The 14,610-nt window shown below is 65.4% G+C and carries 13 protein-coding genes; 10 read left to right on the top strand and 3 right to left on the bottom strand.

Going from position 1 to position 14,610, the window contains the following annotated elements; all coding sequences use genetic code 11:
- Window positions 1-198: 198 nt before the first annotated feature.
- Both KYG_RS01350 and KYG_RS01345 read right to left on the bottom strand, forming a co-directional pair.
- Complete coding sequence (locus tag KYG_RS01350; RefSeq protein WP_008903002.1) at window positions 199-1,716, bottom strand: CoA-acylating methylmalonate-semialdehyde dehydrogenase; 1,518 nt, start codon at window positions 1,714-1,716, stop codon at window positions 199-201.
- A gap of 89 nt (window positions 1,717-1,805) precedes the next feature.
- Window positions 1,806-3,167 carry an aspartate aminotransferase family protein gene (locus tag KYG_RS01345; RefSeq protein WP_008903001.1) on the bottom strand — a complete coding sequence of 454 codons (1,362 nt, stop codon included), beginning with the start codon at window positions 3,165-3,167 and terminating at the stop codon, window positions 1,806-1,808.
- Window positions 3,168-3,295: 128 nt separating this feature from the next.
- Here KYG_RS01345 and KYG_RS01340 point away from each other — a divergent pair, with 128 nt between their 5' ends.
- Entirely contained in the window at window positions 3,296-4,246 is a 951-nt protein-coding gene (locus KYG_RS01340) for a LysR family transcriptional regulator (protein WP_192810305.1), read from the top strand.
- A gap of 68 nt (window positions 4,247-4,314) precedes the next feature.
- Window positions 4,315-4,620, top strand: coding sequence for a flagellar basal body rod protein FlgC (locus KYG_RS01335; RefSeq protein ID WP_008902999.1), 306 nt, complete (start codon window positions 4,315-4,317; stop codon window positions 4,618-4,620).
- A 201-nt stretch (window positions 4,621-4,821) separates the two neighbouring features.
- Here the strand turns inward: KYG_RS01335 and KYG_RS01330 are convergent, their stop codons facing one another.
- Window positions 4,822-5,067, bottom strand: coding sequence for a DUF2061 domain-containing protein (locus KYG_RS01330; RefSeq protein WP_008902998.1), 246 nt, complete (start codon window positions 5,065-5,067; stop codon window positions 4,822-4,824).
- Window positions 5,068-5,335: 268 nt separating this feature from the next.
- Between KYG_RS01330 and KYG_RS01325 the strand changes: the two genes are divergently transcribed.
- The 8 genes from KYG_RS01325 (at window position 5,336) to KYG_RS01290 (ending at window position 14,566) form a co-directional block, all read left to right on the top strand.
- Window positions 5,336-6,394 carry an SPFH domain-containing protein gene (locus KYG_RS01325; protein ID WP_008902997.1) on the top strand — a complete coding sequence of 353 codons (1,059 nt, stop codon included), beginning with the start codon at window positions 5,336-5,338 and terminating at the stop codon, window positions 6,392-6,394.
- 107 nt (window positions 6,395-6,501) lie between these two features.
- Window positions 6,502-7,992, top strand: coding sequence for a DUF4178 domain-containing protein (locus tag KYG_RS01320; RefSeq protein ID WP_008902996.1), 1,491 nt, complete (start codon window positions 6,502-6,504; stop codon window positions 7,990-7,992).
- A gap of 41 nt (window positions 7,993-8,033) precedes the next feature.
- On the top strand, window positions 8,034-8,255 hold the full coding sequence (locus KYG_RS01315; protein WP_034692548.1) for a DUF350 domain-containing protein: 222 nt from the start codon (window positions 8,034-8,036) through the stop codon (window positions 8,253-8,255).
- A gap of 64 nt (window positions 8,256-8,319) precedes the next feature.
- The gene (locus KYG_RS01310) at window positions 8,320-9,849 is read left to right on the top strand and encodes a polyamine aminopropyltransferase (protein ID WP_008902994.1); all 1,530 of its coding nucleotides are present in this window, start codon (window positions 8,320-8,322) and stop codon (window positions 9,847-9,849) included.
- A 227-nt stretch (window positions 9,850-10,076) separates the two neighbouring features.
- Window positions 10,077-11,774, top strand: coding sequence for an NAD(P)-binding protein (locus KYG_RS01305; RefSeq protein ID WP_008902993.1), 1,698 nt, complete (start codon window positions 10,077-10,079; stop codon window positions 11,772-11,774).
- A gap of 133 nt (window positions 11,775-11,907) precedes the next feature.
- The gene (locus KYG_RS01300; RefSeq protein ID WP_034692574.1) at window positions 11,908-13,266 is read left to right on the top strand and encodes an esterase-like activity of phytase family protein; all 1,359 of its coding nucleotides are present in this window, start codon (window positions 11,908-11,910) and stop codon (window positions 13,264-13,266) included.
- A gap of 77 nt (window positions 13,267-13,343) precedes the next feature.
- Window positions 13,344-14,048 (top strand): riboflavin synthase, encoded by a 705-nt coding sequence (locus KYG_RS01295; RefSeq protein WP_008902991.1) that lies wholly within the window; start codon window positions 13,344-13,346, stop codon window positions 14,046-14,048.
- Window positions 14,049-14,065: 17 nt separating this feature from the next.
- The gene (locus tag KYG_RS01290) at window positions 14,066-14,566 is read left to right on the top strand and encodes a GNAT family N-acetyltransferase (RefSeq protein WP_008902990.1); all 501 of its coding nucleotides are present in this window, start codon (window positions 14,066-14,068) and stop codon (window positions 14,564-14,566) included.
- The last annotated feature ends 44 nt before the right edge of the window (window positions 14,567-14,610 follow it).

The raw sequence follows: 14,610 nt of genomic DNA, 5'->3' as shown, positions 1-14,610 counted from the left end.
GTAGGACGCGGGTCGTGAAAACCCTAGTAAGCGAATCTGCTTACGCGGGTGGATCAGTGTTGACCTGTTGTGCACCAATCCGGCCGCCATGATGCGGCGCAATGCAAACGCCCCACAGCCTTTGGGGCTGTGGGGCGTTTGCAGGGGTGCGAAACGGCGGCCCCGCACTGCGGAGCCCACGCACGTCTTGGCCAGGTCTCAGCGGCTGCTCGGAAAGCTGAACACCGCCCCCTCGCGCACACCGGCACTCGGCCAGCGCTGGGTGATGGTCTTGCGCTTGGTGTAGAAGCGGACGGCGTCGGGACCGTAGGCGTGCAGGTCGCCAAACAGGCTGCGCTTCCAGCCGCCGAACGAGTGGTAGGCCACCGGAACGGGCAGGGGCACGTTCACGCCCACCATGCCCACCTGGATGTGGTCGGTGAAGTAGCGCGCGGCTTCGCCATCACGCGTGAAGATGCAGGTGCCGTTGCCGTACTCGTGGTCGTTGATGAGCTGCATCGCTTCCTGCAGCGTCTTCACGCGCACCACGCCAAGCACGGGGCCGAAGATTTCTTCCTGGTAGATCTTCATGCCGGGCTTGACGTGGTCGAACAGGCAGGCGCCCAAAAAGTAGCCTTCCTCATGGCCTGCCACCTTCACGCCACGGCCATCCACCACCAGCGTGGCGCCTTCAGCCACGCCCTGGTCCACATAGCCCTTCACCTTCTCGAAGTGCGGCTTCGTGACCAGCGGGCCCATGTCGTTGCTGTTGTCGGTGCCGGGGCCCACCTTCATCTTGGCGATTTCGGTCTTCAGGCCTGCGATCACGGCGTCACCCACTGCGTCGCCCACGGCCACCAGCAGCGGGATGGCCATGCAGCGTTCGCCGCACGATCCGTAGGCCGCGCCCATCAAGGCGCTCACGGCGTTGTCCACGTCCGCGTCGGGCATGAGCACCGCGTGGTTCTTGGCGCCGCCCAGGGCCTGCACGCGCTTGCCGTGTTTGCAGCCTTCGGCGTAGATGTATTCGGCAATGGGGGTGGAGCCGACAAAACTCACGGCCTTCACGCGCGGGTCGCGCAGCAGCGTGTCCACGGCTTCCTTGTCGCCGTTGACCACATTGAGCACGCCGGGCGGCAGGCCCGCCTCCAGCGCGAGCTGGGCGATGAACAGCGTGGAGGACGGGTCGCGCTCCGAAGGCTTGAGCACAAAGGTGTTGCCACACGCCACGGCCATGGGCCACATCCACAGCGGCACCATGGCCGGGAAGTTGAAGGGCGTGATGCCGGCGGTGACGCCCAGCGCCTGGAACTCGCTCCACGAGTCAATCGATGGACCCACGTTGCGGCTGTGCTCGCCCTTGAGCAGCTCGGGCGCGTAGCTCGCGTATTCCACGTTCTCGATGCCGCGCTGCAGCTCGCCGTGCGCATCGGCCAGCACCTTGCCGTGTTCGGCGGTGATCATCGCAGCGATCTTGTCCGCGTTTTCTTCAAGCAGCACCTTCAGCTTGCTCATCACCCGCGCGCGCTTCAGGGGCGGCGTGTTGCGCCAGGCGGGGAAGGCCGCTTCGGCAGAGGCAATGGCGGCCTCCACCGTTGCCTTGCTGGCCAGCGCCACGCTGGTGGTCGACTGGCCCGTGGCGGGGTTGAAGACGGGCTGCGTGCGCTCGGTGTCGGCAACGATCTGGCCATCGATCAGGTGGCCGACGGTGGTGGTGACGTTCTTGTCGTGGTTCATGGCAAAAATATGAATAAAAAGTGACTCTAGCTCTTATCCAATAAGCGCTAGCAGCTATTAATAAATGAGTAACTGGTGAGCAAGGTTGCTCAAGCGGTTTCGGCCAGGGCGTCGCCCAGCGCGTTGATCAGGCGGTCGATTTCGGCCTGCGTGCTGACGAACGGCGGCGCCAGCTGGATGGTGTCGCCGCCGTAGCGCACGTAAAAGCCCTTCTTCCAGCAGTTCATCGCGATCTCGTACGGGCGCTTGGCAGGTTCGCCTGGCACCGGTGCAATGGTGAAGCCCGCAGCCAGACCGAAGTTGCGGATGTCCAGCACATGCTTGGCGCCCTTCAGGCTGTGCACAGCCTGCTCAAAGTACGGCGCCAGCACCTTCACGCGGCCGATCATGTCTTCCTTTTGCAGGATGTCGAGCGCCGCAATGCCCGCCGCGCAGGCCACGGGGTGGGCCGAGTAGGTGTAGCCGTGCGGGAATTCGAGCATGTATTCAGGGCCGCCTGCGGCCATGAACGTGTCGTAGATCTCCTTGGTGGCCACCACGCCGCCCAGCGGCTGCGCGCCGTTGGTGACCTGCTTGGCAAAGTTCAGGATGTCGGGCGTCACGCCAAAGGCCTCGGCACCCGTCCAGGCGCCGCTGCGGCCAAAACCGCTGATCACCTCGTCAAAAATCAGCAGGATGTTGTTCTGCGTGCAGATTTCGCGCAGGCGCTGCAGGTAGCCCACGGGCGGGATCACCACACCGGCCGAGCCCGAGAAGGGCTCGACGATCACCGCGGCGATGTTGCTGGCATCGTGCAGCGCAATCACGTCCAGCAGGCGGTCGGCCAGCTCTTTGCCGGTGGGAGGCATGCCTTTGTGGAACGAGCCTGCGGGCGGCTGGGTGTGGGGCAGGTGGTCGGCCTCCACACCTTGGCCAAACAGCTTGCGGTTGGCCACGATGCCGCCCACCGAGATACCGCCAAAGTTCACGCCGTGGTAGCCCTTTTCGCGGCCAATCAGGCGCGTCTTGGTGCCCTGGCCCTTGGCGCGCCAGTAAGCGCGCGCCATCTTCAGGGAGGTGTCGGCCGACTCGGAGCCCGAACCGGTGAAGAACACATAGTCCAGCCCCGCAGGCGTCAGTTCCTTGATTCGGTTGGCCAGCTCGAATGACAGGGGGTGGCCGAACTGGAAGGCGGGCGCGTAATCGAGCTTCATCGCCTGCTTGCCAATGGCCTCGGCGATTTCGCGGCGGCCATGGCCCAGGCCCGCGCACCACAGGCCCGAGAGGCCATCAAAAATCTTGCGACCGTCCGCGTCGGTGTAGTAGGCGCCGCTGCCCTCCACGATCATGCGCGGGTTGGCCTTGAACTGGCGGTTGGCCGTGTAGGGCATCCAGTGCGCGTCCAGCCATTCGGCGTCCATGCGGGGGCCTTCGGCGCCAGCGGCGGGTTTTTCGATGTTGACGAAGCTCATGGGGTTCTCCAGTGCAAAGACGGGGGCAAAGGCGGGCAGCCCCCGCAGGCAGGGGCAGGGCGTCGGCCATTGTTGCGCTGCCTGTTAATCTCTCCAATACTCCAATATCAATGTTTACTTGACGGTTTATGCAAGTAAAAACACCTTCGCCCCACCCTTCCCCCAAACACCGCGCCGTGCTTGGCCAGCTCAGCGACATGGACCTGCGCCTCTTGCAGGTGTTCAAGGCCGTGGTGGAGTGCGGCGGCATGTCGGCCGCCGAGCTGGAGCTGAACATCGGCACCAGCACCGTCAGCCGCCACATGAAAGACCTGGAAACCCGCCTGGGCCTCACCCTGTGCCGCCGGGGCCGCGCGGGCTTCGCGCTCACGGCCGAGGGCCAGCGGGTGTATGACGAAACCCTGCGCCTGCTGTCGGCCGTGGACGCCTTTCGCAGCAGCATCGACGACATCCACCGGCGCATGGGCGGGCGGCTGGAGGTGGCGGTGTTCGACAAGACGGCCAGCAACCCGGCCGCGCACATTGGCGATGCGATTGCGCTCTTTGCCAGCCAGGCGCCCGAAGTCAGCCTGCAGATGCACGTGGCGTCCATCCCGGCCATCGAGCGCGGGCTCATCGACGGCAGTTTCCATGTGGGCATCATCCCGGCGCACCGCACTTCGCAAAGCCTGGTCTATGCCGATCTGTTCACCGAAACCATGCTGCTGTACTGCGGCGCGCGCCACCCGCTGTATGGCACCGACCATGCTGCGCTCACCTGGGAATCGCTGCGCGCCTACCAGTTTGCAGGCCTGGGCTACCACTCGCCCAACATGGAGCTGAGCCACAGCACCCGCCTGCCGCGCAAGGCCACGGGCTTCGACCAGGAGTCGATTGCCACGCTGATCCTGTCAGGCCGCTACCTGGGCTTTTTACCCGACCACTACGCCGAAAGCTTCGAGCGGCAGGGGCTCATGCAGGCGGTGCTGCCCGCACAGTTCCACTACCGCTGCCAGTTTGTGAGCGTGCTGCGCAAGTCGCCCCAGCCGCCGCGCGCGGCGCAGGCGTTTGCGCAATGCCTGCTGCAGGCGCATGGTTGATGGCTTGTCCGCGCCGCAGCGCAGGCAGACAATGCCAGCTCTTTCGGCGCATTTTTTGTGGGGCACACATGGCAAACATCTCTTCGATTGGCAGCTCTGGCCTGCAGGCCGCGCAGTTGCGGCTGGATGCCTCGGCCAACAACGTGGCCAACATGAACACGCCCAGCTACCGCCGCCAGGTAGTGCAGCAGGAAGCGGCTGCCGACAGCGCGGGCGTGCGTGCCACGGTGCAGCGCCAGCAAGAGGCCGAAGCGGTGGCGCTGGAGAAAGAAGCGGTGGAGCAGATGTCGGCCACCTACGCCTTCAAGGCCAACCTGCAGACCATCAAGACGCAGGACGACATGATGGGCTCGCTGCTGAACATCAAAGTTTGATTCGGCCCGCCCCGGAGCCAACCAACGAGTCAATGCCCCGCATGCTGGGCATTGCTGTTTTTGCGGCAGGGGCAGTGCGTCAGGCAGTCGGCGCAAGCCCTGCTAGGCGCCGGACCAGCCAGCGCTGAAAGGCCAGCCCCGTCGCCGTGCGGCTGTGCAGTGGAATCGTGAACATGGTGTTCTCCTTGACGGCAAAAAGATTCACGCCGCCTGCGGGGCATTGCGGCCGGAGGCACGGCGCGCTGCGCGGTCCCAGGCTTTTTCATGGAAGAAGAAGGCCACGGCCTGCACCGTGGGTTCGAGCAGGCTGAGCGTGAGCGAAGCCCACAGGTTGCCAGTGACGGCATAAGCGACCAGTGCCGCCACACAGATGTGGATGATGTAGTAGCTGCCGGTTTTCATCAGCATCGTTTTGTTCTGGCGGGCGGCGCGGCGGATGTGGGACATGGCGTATTCCTTTTCTTCTCAACCTCCCTGCCGTGGCGGGAAGGGCTGTTGAAATGATAGTGATTCTCAATAGAAATAGCCAATTGATACTCACTAATCCGCAGATAGCAGCTATCAAAAGGCGCCGCAGCCGCCCATGCAGATACGCCGTGCCGCATGCGTGAAACAGTTCACACAATGCGCCCAAATTTTGCCGGGGTGCGCCATGCCCTCGTTGCTATGATGGCCGCTCTTTTGCCCAACCCCTTACTACCAACGGGAGCACCGCATGGCCCTCATGGACTTCATCAAGAAACAGTTCATCGACATCCTGGAGTGGACCGAGGACGGCGATGGCACCCTGGCCTGGCGCTATCCGATGGCGGGGATGGAAATCCAGAACGGCGGCACGCTGGTGGTGCGCGAGTCGCAAATGGCGGTGTTCGTCAACGAAGGCCAGGTGGCCGACGTGTTCGGCCCCGGCACCTACAAGCTGACCACGCAGACCCTGCCGGTGCTGACCTACCTGAAGAACTGGGACAAGCTGTTCCAGTCGCCCTTCAAGAGCGACGTGTACTTCTTCAGCACGCGCCAGCAGATCGACCAGAAATGGGGCACACCCCAGCCCATCACCATCCGCGACAAGGACTTTGGCGCGGTGCGCCTGCGTGCGTTTGGCAACTACGCCTACCGCATCGCCGACCCCAAGCTGTTCCACACCGAAATCTCGGGCACGCGCGACAGCTACCCCGTGGCCGATCTCGAAGGCCAGCTGCGCGGCATGGTGCTGCAGAACATCAGCAATGCCATTGCGGGCAGCGGCCTGCCCTTCCTCGACCTGGCCGCCAACCAGGTGATGTTTGCCGAGGCGCTTGCCAAGGAACTCACCCCGCACTTTGCCAAGATTGGCCTGGTCATCGAGAGCCTGACGGTGCAGAACGTCTCGCTGCCCGAAGAACTGCAGAAGATCCTCGACCAGAAGATCGGCATGGGCATGGTCGGCAACGACATGGCCAAGTTCATGCAATACCAGACGGCGCAGGCCATTCCCAAGTTCGCCGAAGGCGGCGCGGGCGGTGGCGGCAGCGGTATTGCGGGCGATGCGATGGGCCTGGGCGCGGGTGTGGCGCTGGGCCAGGTGCTGGCGCAGAACCTGGCACAAGGCCTGCAGACCCCCGTGGCACCCGCAGCGGCAGCGGCCGCCCAGGCCGCGGCGGCCCCGGTGGGCGTGAAGCCCGAGGACGTGATGGCCACGCTGGAGAAGCTGGGCGAGCTCAAGTCCAAAGGCATCCTCACGCAGGAAGAGTTCGACGCCAAGAAGGCCGAACTGCTCAAGAAGCTGGTCTGAACCCGGTCACTATAAAAACAATAGCTGCTTGCGCTTGAGGGATAAGCGCCAGAGGCCAATTTGGCTTCAAACCGACCGTGCTGAACGGTGCAGGCAGCCCCCGCCCGATGGCCACCGACCCCACCCAGCGTACTTACCGGGCGCCCTGCCCGGGCTGCGGCGCGCCGGTTGAATTCCGCAGCGCGCAGAGCACCCACGCCGTCTGCGGCTACTGCCAGAGCACCGTCGTGCGCAGCGGCGAGGTGCTCACGCGCCTGGGCAAGATGGCCGAGCTGTTTGACGACCACAGCCCGCTGCAGCTCATGGCCAGCGGGCGCATCCAGCTCGATGGCAAAGACCTGCCCTTCTCGCTAATTGGCCGCCTGCAATACAAGAGCGATGCAGGCGTGTGGACCGAATGGGTGGCTTTTCTGCAAGACGGCAGCATGGCCACGCTGGGCGAGGACAACGGCGCCTACGTCTTCACCCGGCCCATCGACCCCGGGCGCGAACTGCCCGAAGCCGCGCGCTTTCGCATCGGCACCACCACCGCCATCAACGGCAAGCCCTACAGCGTGGCCTACACGGGCCAGGCGCAACTCATCTCGGCCCAGGGCGAGCTGCCCAAGCTGCCGCCGCTGGGCCAGCCGTTCGGCATGGTGGAGCTGCGCAGCAGCGATGGCGAGGTGGTCAGCATCGACTACAGCCACACCCCGCCCGGCGTGGAGCGCGGCAAGGCCGTGCTGCTGGACGACCTGCAGCTCCAGGGCCTGAAAGACGAATCGGCCAAGGACGAGAAAGGCCGCCAGTTCAACTGCCCGCACTGCGGCGCGCCGGTGCAGGTGCAACTGGCCACCACCAAAAGCCTCACCTGCGGCTCGTGCGCCAGCATCATCGACCTCAGCAGTGGCGTGGGCGGAGAGCTGCGCTCGGCCGAGCAGGACGAGCCCGTGCGCCCCATCATTCCGCTCGGGGCCAAGGGCCAGTTGCAGGGCGTGCACTGGCAGGTGGTGGGCTTTCAGCACCGCATGGGTGTGGAACCGGGCGATGACGAACACTTTGGCTGGAGCGAATACCTGCTCTACAACCAGAAGCGCGGCTTTGCCTTCCTGGTCGATTCGGAAGAAGGCTGGAGCATGGTGCGCCCCACCACCGGCGCACCGCAGATGGCCGCCAACGGGCGCAGCGCCACCTACCTGGGCACCCAATACGACCTCAAGTACCACTACGAGGCGGAAACCACCTACGTGCTGGGCGAGTTCTACTGGCAGGTCACGCGCGGGCAGAAAACCAGCAACCGCGACTTTGCCAGCGCCAAAGGCCTGCTGTCGATGGAGCAGACCCCGAACGAGGTCACCTGGTCAAGCGGCGACAAACTGGCCAGCGACACCGTGGTTCAGGCCTTCAAGCTCCAGGACAAAAAAGACGTGCTCCAGCGCGACGACCCCGGCCCCTTTGTGGCCGCCAAGGGTGTGGGCTGTGCCACCATCATCCTGATCGCTGTGGTCATCCTCATCCTGCTCATCATCCTGAGCAATTGCTCCGGCTCGTCGGGCAGCGGCTACCGCAGCTCGGGCGGCTCTTTCGGCGGCTACTCGTCCGGCGGCAGCCACAAGTAGCGTGCATCCATGTACACCAACGTTTTCAAGGAGATCACACCATGATGGGAATCGAATGGCTCCGGCCCGCAGCCTTCCTCGGGTCCATGCTGTATGCGCTGATCGGCGTGGTCATCTTCTGGGTGTGCTTTGTCATTATCGACAAGATCACCCCCGCCGACCTGTGGCGCGAAATCGTAGAAAAGCAGAACCAGGCCCTGGCCATGGTGGTGGCCGCGATGTGCCTGGGGATCAGCATCATCGTGGCGGCGGCAATTCACTGATGCAGCAACCCCCTGAGCGGCTGCGCCGCATGGCCGCGGCCGCGGTCATGGCATGCGCCCATCCATGAAGGACAACGACGCCCCTACCGGTCCCCGCCCCATCGAAGTCGCCCTGCTCATCAGCGTTTTCGTGGTGGCCGCGTGCGGCCTGCTGTACGAGCTGGCGGCGGGCGCGCTGGCTTCCTATGTGCTGGGCGACTCGGTGCTGCAGTTCAGCACCATCATCGGCACCTACCTGTTTGCCATGGGCGTGGGCTCGTGGCTGTCTCGGTATTTTGAGCGGCAACTGCCCGCGCACTTTCTGCGCATCGAGCTGCTGGTGGCGTTGATTGGCGGGCTGCTGCCGGCCACGCTGTTTCTGGCCAATGCGTACACGCCCGGCGCCTTCCGGTTTCTGCTGTACGGCATGGTGCTGATGGTGGGCACGCTGGTGGGGCTGGAGATCCCGCTGGTCATGCGCATCTTGAAGCGCAACGTGGCGCTCAAGGACCTGGTCTCGCAGGTGCTCACGTTTGACTACCTGGGCGCGCTGGCGGTGTCGATGGCGTTTCCGCTGCTGCTGGTGCCGCACCTGGGGCTCATCCGCACGGGGCTGCTGTTTGGCGTGATGAACGCGGCCGTGGCGGTGTGGGCGGTGTGGCTGTTTCGGCACGAGCTGCGGCGCGTGAAGGCGCATGTGGCGGCCTGTGTGATGGTGCTGGGCATTCTTCTTGCAGCCCTGGCGGGCGCCGAGCACATCACGAGTTTTGCCGAAGACAAGTTTTACCAGGACCGCATCGTGTTCAGCACCGCGTCGCCCTACCAGCGGATTGTGGTCACGCAGGGGCGTGCGGGGCACCGGCTGTACCTGAACGGCAACCTGCAGTTTGCGCAGGCCGACGAGTACCGTTACCACGAGGCGCTGGTCCACCCCGCGATGGCGGCCCACGGCGCGCCAAAGAAGGTGGCAGTACTGGGCGGCGGCGACGGCATGGCGGTGCGCGAGATATTGAAGTACCCCTCGGTCGAATCCGTGACGCTGGTGGAGCTGGACCCGGCGATGACGACGATCTTCAGCGAGAACCCCACGCTCGCGCGGCTCAACGGCCATGCCCTGCAAAACCCCAAGGTGAAGATCGTCAACACCGACGCGTTTGGCTGGCTGCAGGAAGGCCAGGACATGTTTGATGTGATCGTGGTGGACTTCCCCGACCCGACCAACTTCTCGATCGGCAAGCTCTACACCAACAGCTTTTATGCGCTGCTGGACAAGCGCCTGGCCGCCAGCGGCTATGCGGTGGTGCAGACCACTTCGCCACTGGTCGCGCGCCAGAGTTACTGGACAGTGGCGCAGACGATCGAATCCGTGGGCCTGCGGGCAGCGCCCTACCACGCGCACGTGCCCAGTTTTGGCGAATGGGGTTTCATCATCGCCAGCCGCAGGCCCTGGCGCTTGCCTGATGCGCTGCCCGCAGACCTCCGGTTTCTGAGTGCCGACACGTTGCCGCTGCTCTTTGACTTTCCGCTCGACATGGCGCGCGTGCCTGCCGAGGTGAACCGGCTGTCGAACCAGGCGCTGGTGCACACCTACGAACGGGAATGGGGGAAACACTGAGAAGCCTCCCTGAGCCGCTGTGTGTCGCCGTTATCAGCGAGCGTATGAAGGACGCGGCCGAATGCCAACGCCCGGAAATCCAACAATCCGTTCACGCTGAGCTTGTCGAAGCGCGGCGCAAGGCTTCGACAAGCTCAGCCCGAACGGTGGTGGGTGGTTCAAGGCACTCAGCCCCCACGGTGTTGGATGATTGACTGCAGATCCCTTTAAAAAAGACACTCCACGCCATGCAACGCCGCCATTTTCTCGCCACCGCTGCCGCCTCGGCCGCCATGGGCGTGCTGCTGCCAGGCTGCGAGCGCGCACCGCGCGCGCTGCAGGGCCGCTTCACCGGCATCGACATGGCGCGCGGCCACCAGTTGCGTGATTGGCTCCAAACCGGCAACTTGCCGGCGCCCACCGTGGTGCGCCGCGCGCCGGTCATCATCGCGGGCGGTGGAGTGGCGGGGCTCGCTGCGGCACGGTCGTTGCGGCTGGCGGGGGTGAACGACTTTGCACTGCTGGAGCTGGAAGACACCGCCGGGGGCAACAGCCGCGGCGGCGTGGTCAGCGGCATTGCCTGCCCGCTGGGCGCGCACTACCTGCCCGTGCCTGGCGACGATGCTCGCGAGGTGCAGGACCTGCTGGAAGAACTGGGTCTGCGCCGCCGGGTGGCCGGGCGCTGGCAGTACGACGAACGCCACCTGTGCCACAGCCCCCAGGAACGGCTGTTTTTTGACGGCGAGTGGCAGGAAGGCCTGCTCCCCGTGCAGGGCGTGGGTGAGGCCACACTGGCGCAGTACCGGCGCTTTGCCCTGGCGGTAGAGCGTGAGTCGAAGGCCGCGCGGTTTGCCATGCCCGCACTCAAGCTTTGGGGCACAAAACAGCCGCTGGCGCCCGCCCATCAAGCGCTGGACGCTATCACTTTCAGTGTTTGGCTGGCGCAAGAAGGCTTGGACGACGAGCACCTGCTGTGGTACCTGAACTACTGCTGCCGCGACGACTACGGCGCGGGCACCGACCGGGTATCGGCCTGGGCGGGCATCCACTACTTTGCCAGTCGCCACGGCTTTCACGCGCCCGGCGATGCGGTGGACGAAGCGCGCGAGAGCGTGCTGACCTGGCCCGAGGGCAACGGCTGGATCACGCACCGGCTGGCCGAACCACTGCGCACCGGGGGGCAGTTGCGCACCGCCACCAGCGTGCTGCGCATCACCGAAAGCCGCCATGGCGTGCACGTGGACGCCTTCAACCACGCCACTGGCAGCGTGGAACGCTGGCAGGCGCCGCGCTGCATCGTGGCGCTGCCGGTGTTTGTGGCGGCGCGGGTGGTGCAGAGCCCGCCCGCGTTCCTCGCCGCCGCCGCGCAGCGCCTGCAGTGGGCGCCCTGGCTGGTGGCCAACATCCACATCGACAGCCCGCTGACCGACCGCCCCGGCGCAGCGCCTGCATGGGACAACGTGCTCTACGCCGACCCCACCGCAGGCGGCCTGGGCTACGTGAACGCCGGGCACCAGCGGCTGGACGTGGGCGCCGCCATTGCCGGGCCCACGGTGCTCAGCTACTACCAGGCGCTGGGCGATGTGCCCGATGCTCGCCAGCAACTGGCCACAGCGCCCTGGCAACAGTGGGCCGACGCGGCGTTGACCGCCCTGGCCGTGCCGCACCCCGACCTGCGCCAGCGCGCCACGCGCGTGGACATCACCCGCTACGGGCATGCCATGTCCATCCCGGTGCAGGGTACGCAGAGTTTTTTAAGCCAAATTGGCCTCCAGCGCTTATCCGGCAAGCGCAAACAGCTATCAAATGGTGAGCAAGCTGCCTGGATACCCACCCCCGCCACAGCGCGGCTGGCGTTTGCGCACAGCGACTGGTCGGGCTACTCGGTGTTTGAAGAGGCCTTCACGCGCGGGCATGGGGCGGGGCTGGTGGCAGCATCGGCCTGACGGGCACCACCGCGCCCGCGCGCGTGACGACGCCGCGCCGCGTGGGCGTCAGAGTCGCGGTGAGAGTTGCGTCATGGCAGCGTCACGCAGCATCGGCATCGTGGCGGCTTTCCATCTGCCGTCATCCACCACCATGTCCCGACTCTCTGCCCTTGCCGCCTGCGCCTTGCTGGCGTGCACCGCCACCAGCCCCGCAGCCATCGCCCAACAGGCCTACCCGGCCACGTTGTCAGGCCACGCCCTGCTGCCCGCCCTCACCATGATCGCCGCACCCCAGGACGCACCGCCGGATCTGCGGGTGGCGGGCAAGTTCACCACGCCCCGCCGTGTGGACGCCGTGGGTTCGGTACCCGGTCTCTCGGGTGGGCGCAACACCGGTGTTGCGCTGCCTTTCCAGGGGCAGCCTGTGCAGGGCCACTCGGGCATCAAGCGCATGGCCGATGGCAGCTTCTGGCTGCTGACCGACAACGGGGCCGGCAGCAAGGCCAACTCGCCCGACTTCATGCTGCACCTGAGCCACTACACCGTGGACTTCCAAAGCGGCCAGTTCCAGCGCAAGAACACGGTGTTCCTGCACGACCCCGACAAGAAGGTGCCGTTTCGCATCACCCACGAAGGCACCGACAAGCGCTACCTGACGGGCGCCGACTTTGACCCCGAAAGCTTCCAGTTCGCCGGGGGCGCGCTGTGGATCGGCGAAGAGTTTGGCCCCTTCCTGATCAAGGCCGACCTGAACGGCAAGGTGCTGGCCGTGTTCGAAACCCAGGTGGACGGCAAGGTGGTGCGCTCGCCCGACGCCCCCGGCGTGTTGATGCCCGGCGCGCCCGATGCCAAACCCACACCGTTCGCGGTCAAGCGCTCCAAGGGTTACGAAGGCATGGCAGCGTCCAAGGACGGCAGCAAGCTGTATGCGATGCTGGAAGGCGCGCTGTGGAACGAGGACGCCAAAGCGTATGAAAACGTGGGCGGCAAGCAGTACCTGCGCGTGCTGGAGTTCGACGTGAAAAGCGAACAATGGACCGGCCGCCACTGGAAGTATGTGATGGAGGCCAACCACCACGCCATCGGCGACTTCAACATGATCGATCAGACCACCGGTTTGATCATCGAGCGCGACAACGGCGAAGGCACGGCCGACAAGGCATGTCCTGCAGACCAAAAGCGCACAGACTGCTTCCACGACCTGGCCAGGTTCAAGCGCGTCTACAAGGTCGAAATGAGCGACGCCAACGTGGGCGGCGAAATCCGCAAGGTGGGCTACATCGACCTCATGAACATCCAGGACCCCAAGCGCCTGGCCAGGAAGCCGCTGAACAACGGCGTGTTGACCTTCCCGTTCTTCACCATCGAGAACGTGGACATCGTGGACGGCACCCACATCGTGGTGGGCAACGACAACAACCTGCCCTTCAGCAGCAGCCGCGACCCCAACAAGGCGGATGACAACGAGCTGGTGCTGCTGGAAGTGGGCGGGCTGCTGCAAGCCAAGTAACCCGGCGCCAGCGCGCGGCGGGGGCCGGGTGGCAAAATTCCCGGTTCCCGTTCCAACGCTCCACAAGCCGCGCCACCATGTTCACAGGCATCGTCCAAGCCACGGCAGGCATTGCTGCCATCCACGACCGCGCAGGCCTGCGCACCTTCACGCTCGACTTCCCCGAGGGCTTCTGCCAGGACCTGGCCATTGGCGCCAGCGTGGCCACCGATGGCGTGTGCCTCACGGTCACCGAGATCCTGTCGCCCACGCAGGCCAACTTCGATGTGATGCTGCAGAGCCTGAACATCACCACGCTGGGCAGCTACGGCGAGGGCGACCGTGTGAACGTGGAGCGCGCGGCCAAGGACGGTGCCGAGATCGGCGGCCACCCGCTGTCGGGCCATGTGGACTTCACCGGCACGCTCATCGAGCGGCGCGAGTTCGACAACAACCTGGTGTGGCGCGTGGCCGTGCCCGAGGCGTTTCGCCGCTACATCTTTGCCAAGGGCTACATCGCCATCCACGGCGCCAGCCTGACTGTGGCCGAGGTGAACCGGCAGGAGGGCTGGTTCGAGATCTGGATGATCCCCGAGACCCGCCGCGCCACTGTGTTTGAAGCCAAGAAGGTGGGCGACCGCCTGAACATCGAAATCGAGCGCAGCACCCAGGTGGTGGTGGACACCGTGCGCGAGGCCGTGCAGGAAAGCCTGGGCCGCCTGCAACCGGTGCTGGAGGCGCTGCTCAAAGAAAAGGGCCTGTCGCTGGACGACTTCGTGCAGGCGCCCGTGCTGCCGCACTGATCGGTCGCTACGTTTCCATGTCTGCAGTGGTGCGCCCGCTGGCGCTGAGCGATCTGGCCGACCTGCTGGCCGTGCAGTTGGCCTGCTATGGCGAGGGGTTTGTGGAAAGTGTCGAGGTGTTTGCGCGCCGCCTGGCCAGCCCCGCCAATTGCTCGCTGGTGCTGGAGCAGGATGGCAGCGTGTGTGCCTACCTGGCGGCCTACCGCAGCGTGCGCGGCAAGGTCACCCCGCTGCATGGCGACTTCGAGGCCGCGGCCCAGCCCGACACGCTGTACCTGCACGACATGGCGGTATTGCCTGCCCATGCGGGCCAGGGCCTTGCCCGCGCCCTGCTTCAGCCGCTGTGGGAGCAGGCCCGGTCCAGCGGCCTGCAGCAAACGTCGCTGGTGTCGGTGCAGGGCTCGCAGGTGTACTGGGAGCGGCACGGCTATGCGGTGCAGCCCCTGCCAGACGCCACCCAGCAGGCCCGCCTCGCCAGCTACGGCGAAGGCGCCGTGTACATGGCGCGCACGCTGTAGGAACGGGGATGGCCGGCATAACTCCCTGCGGTCGGTGGCAGCAC

It is taken from the genome of Acidovorax sp. NO-1, assembly GCF_000238595.1.
Classification (GTDB): Bacteria; Pseudomonadota; Gammaproteobacteria; order Burkholderiales; family Burkholderiaceae_C; genus Acidovorax.
The sequence above is the reverse complement of the archived record's forward strand: the minus strand, read 5'-3'. Positions and strand labels throughout refer to the sequence as shown.

Bases quoted from the DNA above. Each gene is read 5' to 3' on its own strand.
- KYG_RS01350 (WP_008903002.1), bottom strand. From the start codon at position 1,716: ATGAACCACGACAAGAACGTCACCACCACCGTCGGCCACCTGATCGAT.
- KYG_RS01345 (WP_008903001.1), bottom strand. From the start codon at position 3,167: ATGAGCTTCGTCAACATCGAAAAACCCGCCGCTGGCGCCGAAGGCCCC.
- KYG_RS01340 (WP_192810305.1), top strand. From the start codon at position 3,296: ATGCAAGTAAAAACACCTTCGCCCCACCCTTCCCCCAAACACCGCGCC.
- KYG_RS01335 (WP_008902999.1), top strand. From the start codon at position 4,315: ATGGCAAACATCTCTTCGATTGGCAGCTCTGGCCTGCAGGCCGCGCAG.
- KYG_RS01330 (WP_008902998.1), bottom strand. From the start codon at position 5,067: ATGTCCCACATCCGCCGCGCCGCCCGCCAGAACAAAACGATGCTGATG.
- KYG_RS01325 (WP_008902997.1), top strand. From the start codon at position 5,336: ATGGCCCTCATGGACTTCATCAAGAAACAGTTCATCGACATCCTGGAG.
- KYG_RS01320 (WP_008902996.1), top strand. From the start codon at position 6,502: ATGGCCACCGACCCCACCCAGCGTACTTACCGGGCGCCCTGCCCGGGC.
- KYG_RS01315 (WP_034692548.1), top strand. From the start codon at position 8,034: ATGATGGGAATCGAATGGCTCCGGCCCGCAGCCTTCCTCGGGTCCATG.
- KYG_RS01310 (WP_008902994.1), top strand. From the start codon at position 8,320: ATGAAGGACAACGACGCCCCTACCGGTCCCCGCCCCATCGAAGTCGCC.
- KYG_RS01305 (WP_008902993.1), top strand. From the start codon at position 10,077: ATGCAACGCCGCCATTTTCTCGCCACCGCTGCCGCCTCGGCCGCCATG.
- KYG_RS01300 (WP_034692574.1), top strand. From the start codon at position 11,908: ATGTCCCGACTCTCTGCCCTTGCCGCCTGCGCCTTGCTGGCGTGCACC.
- KYG_RS01295 (WP_008902991.1), top strand. From the start codon at position 13,344: ATGTTCACAGGCATCGTCCAAGCCACGGCAGGCATTGCTGCCATCCAC.
- KYG_RS01290 (WP_008902990.1), top strand. From the start codon at position 14,066: ATGTCTGCAGTGGTGCGCCCGCTGGCGCTGAGCGATCTGGCCGACCTG.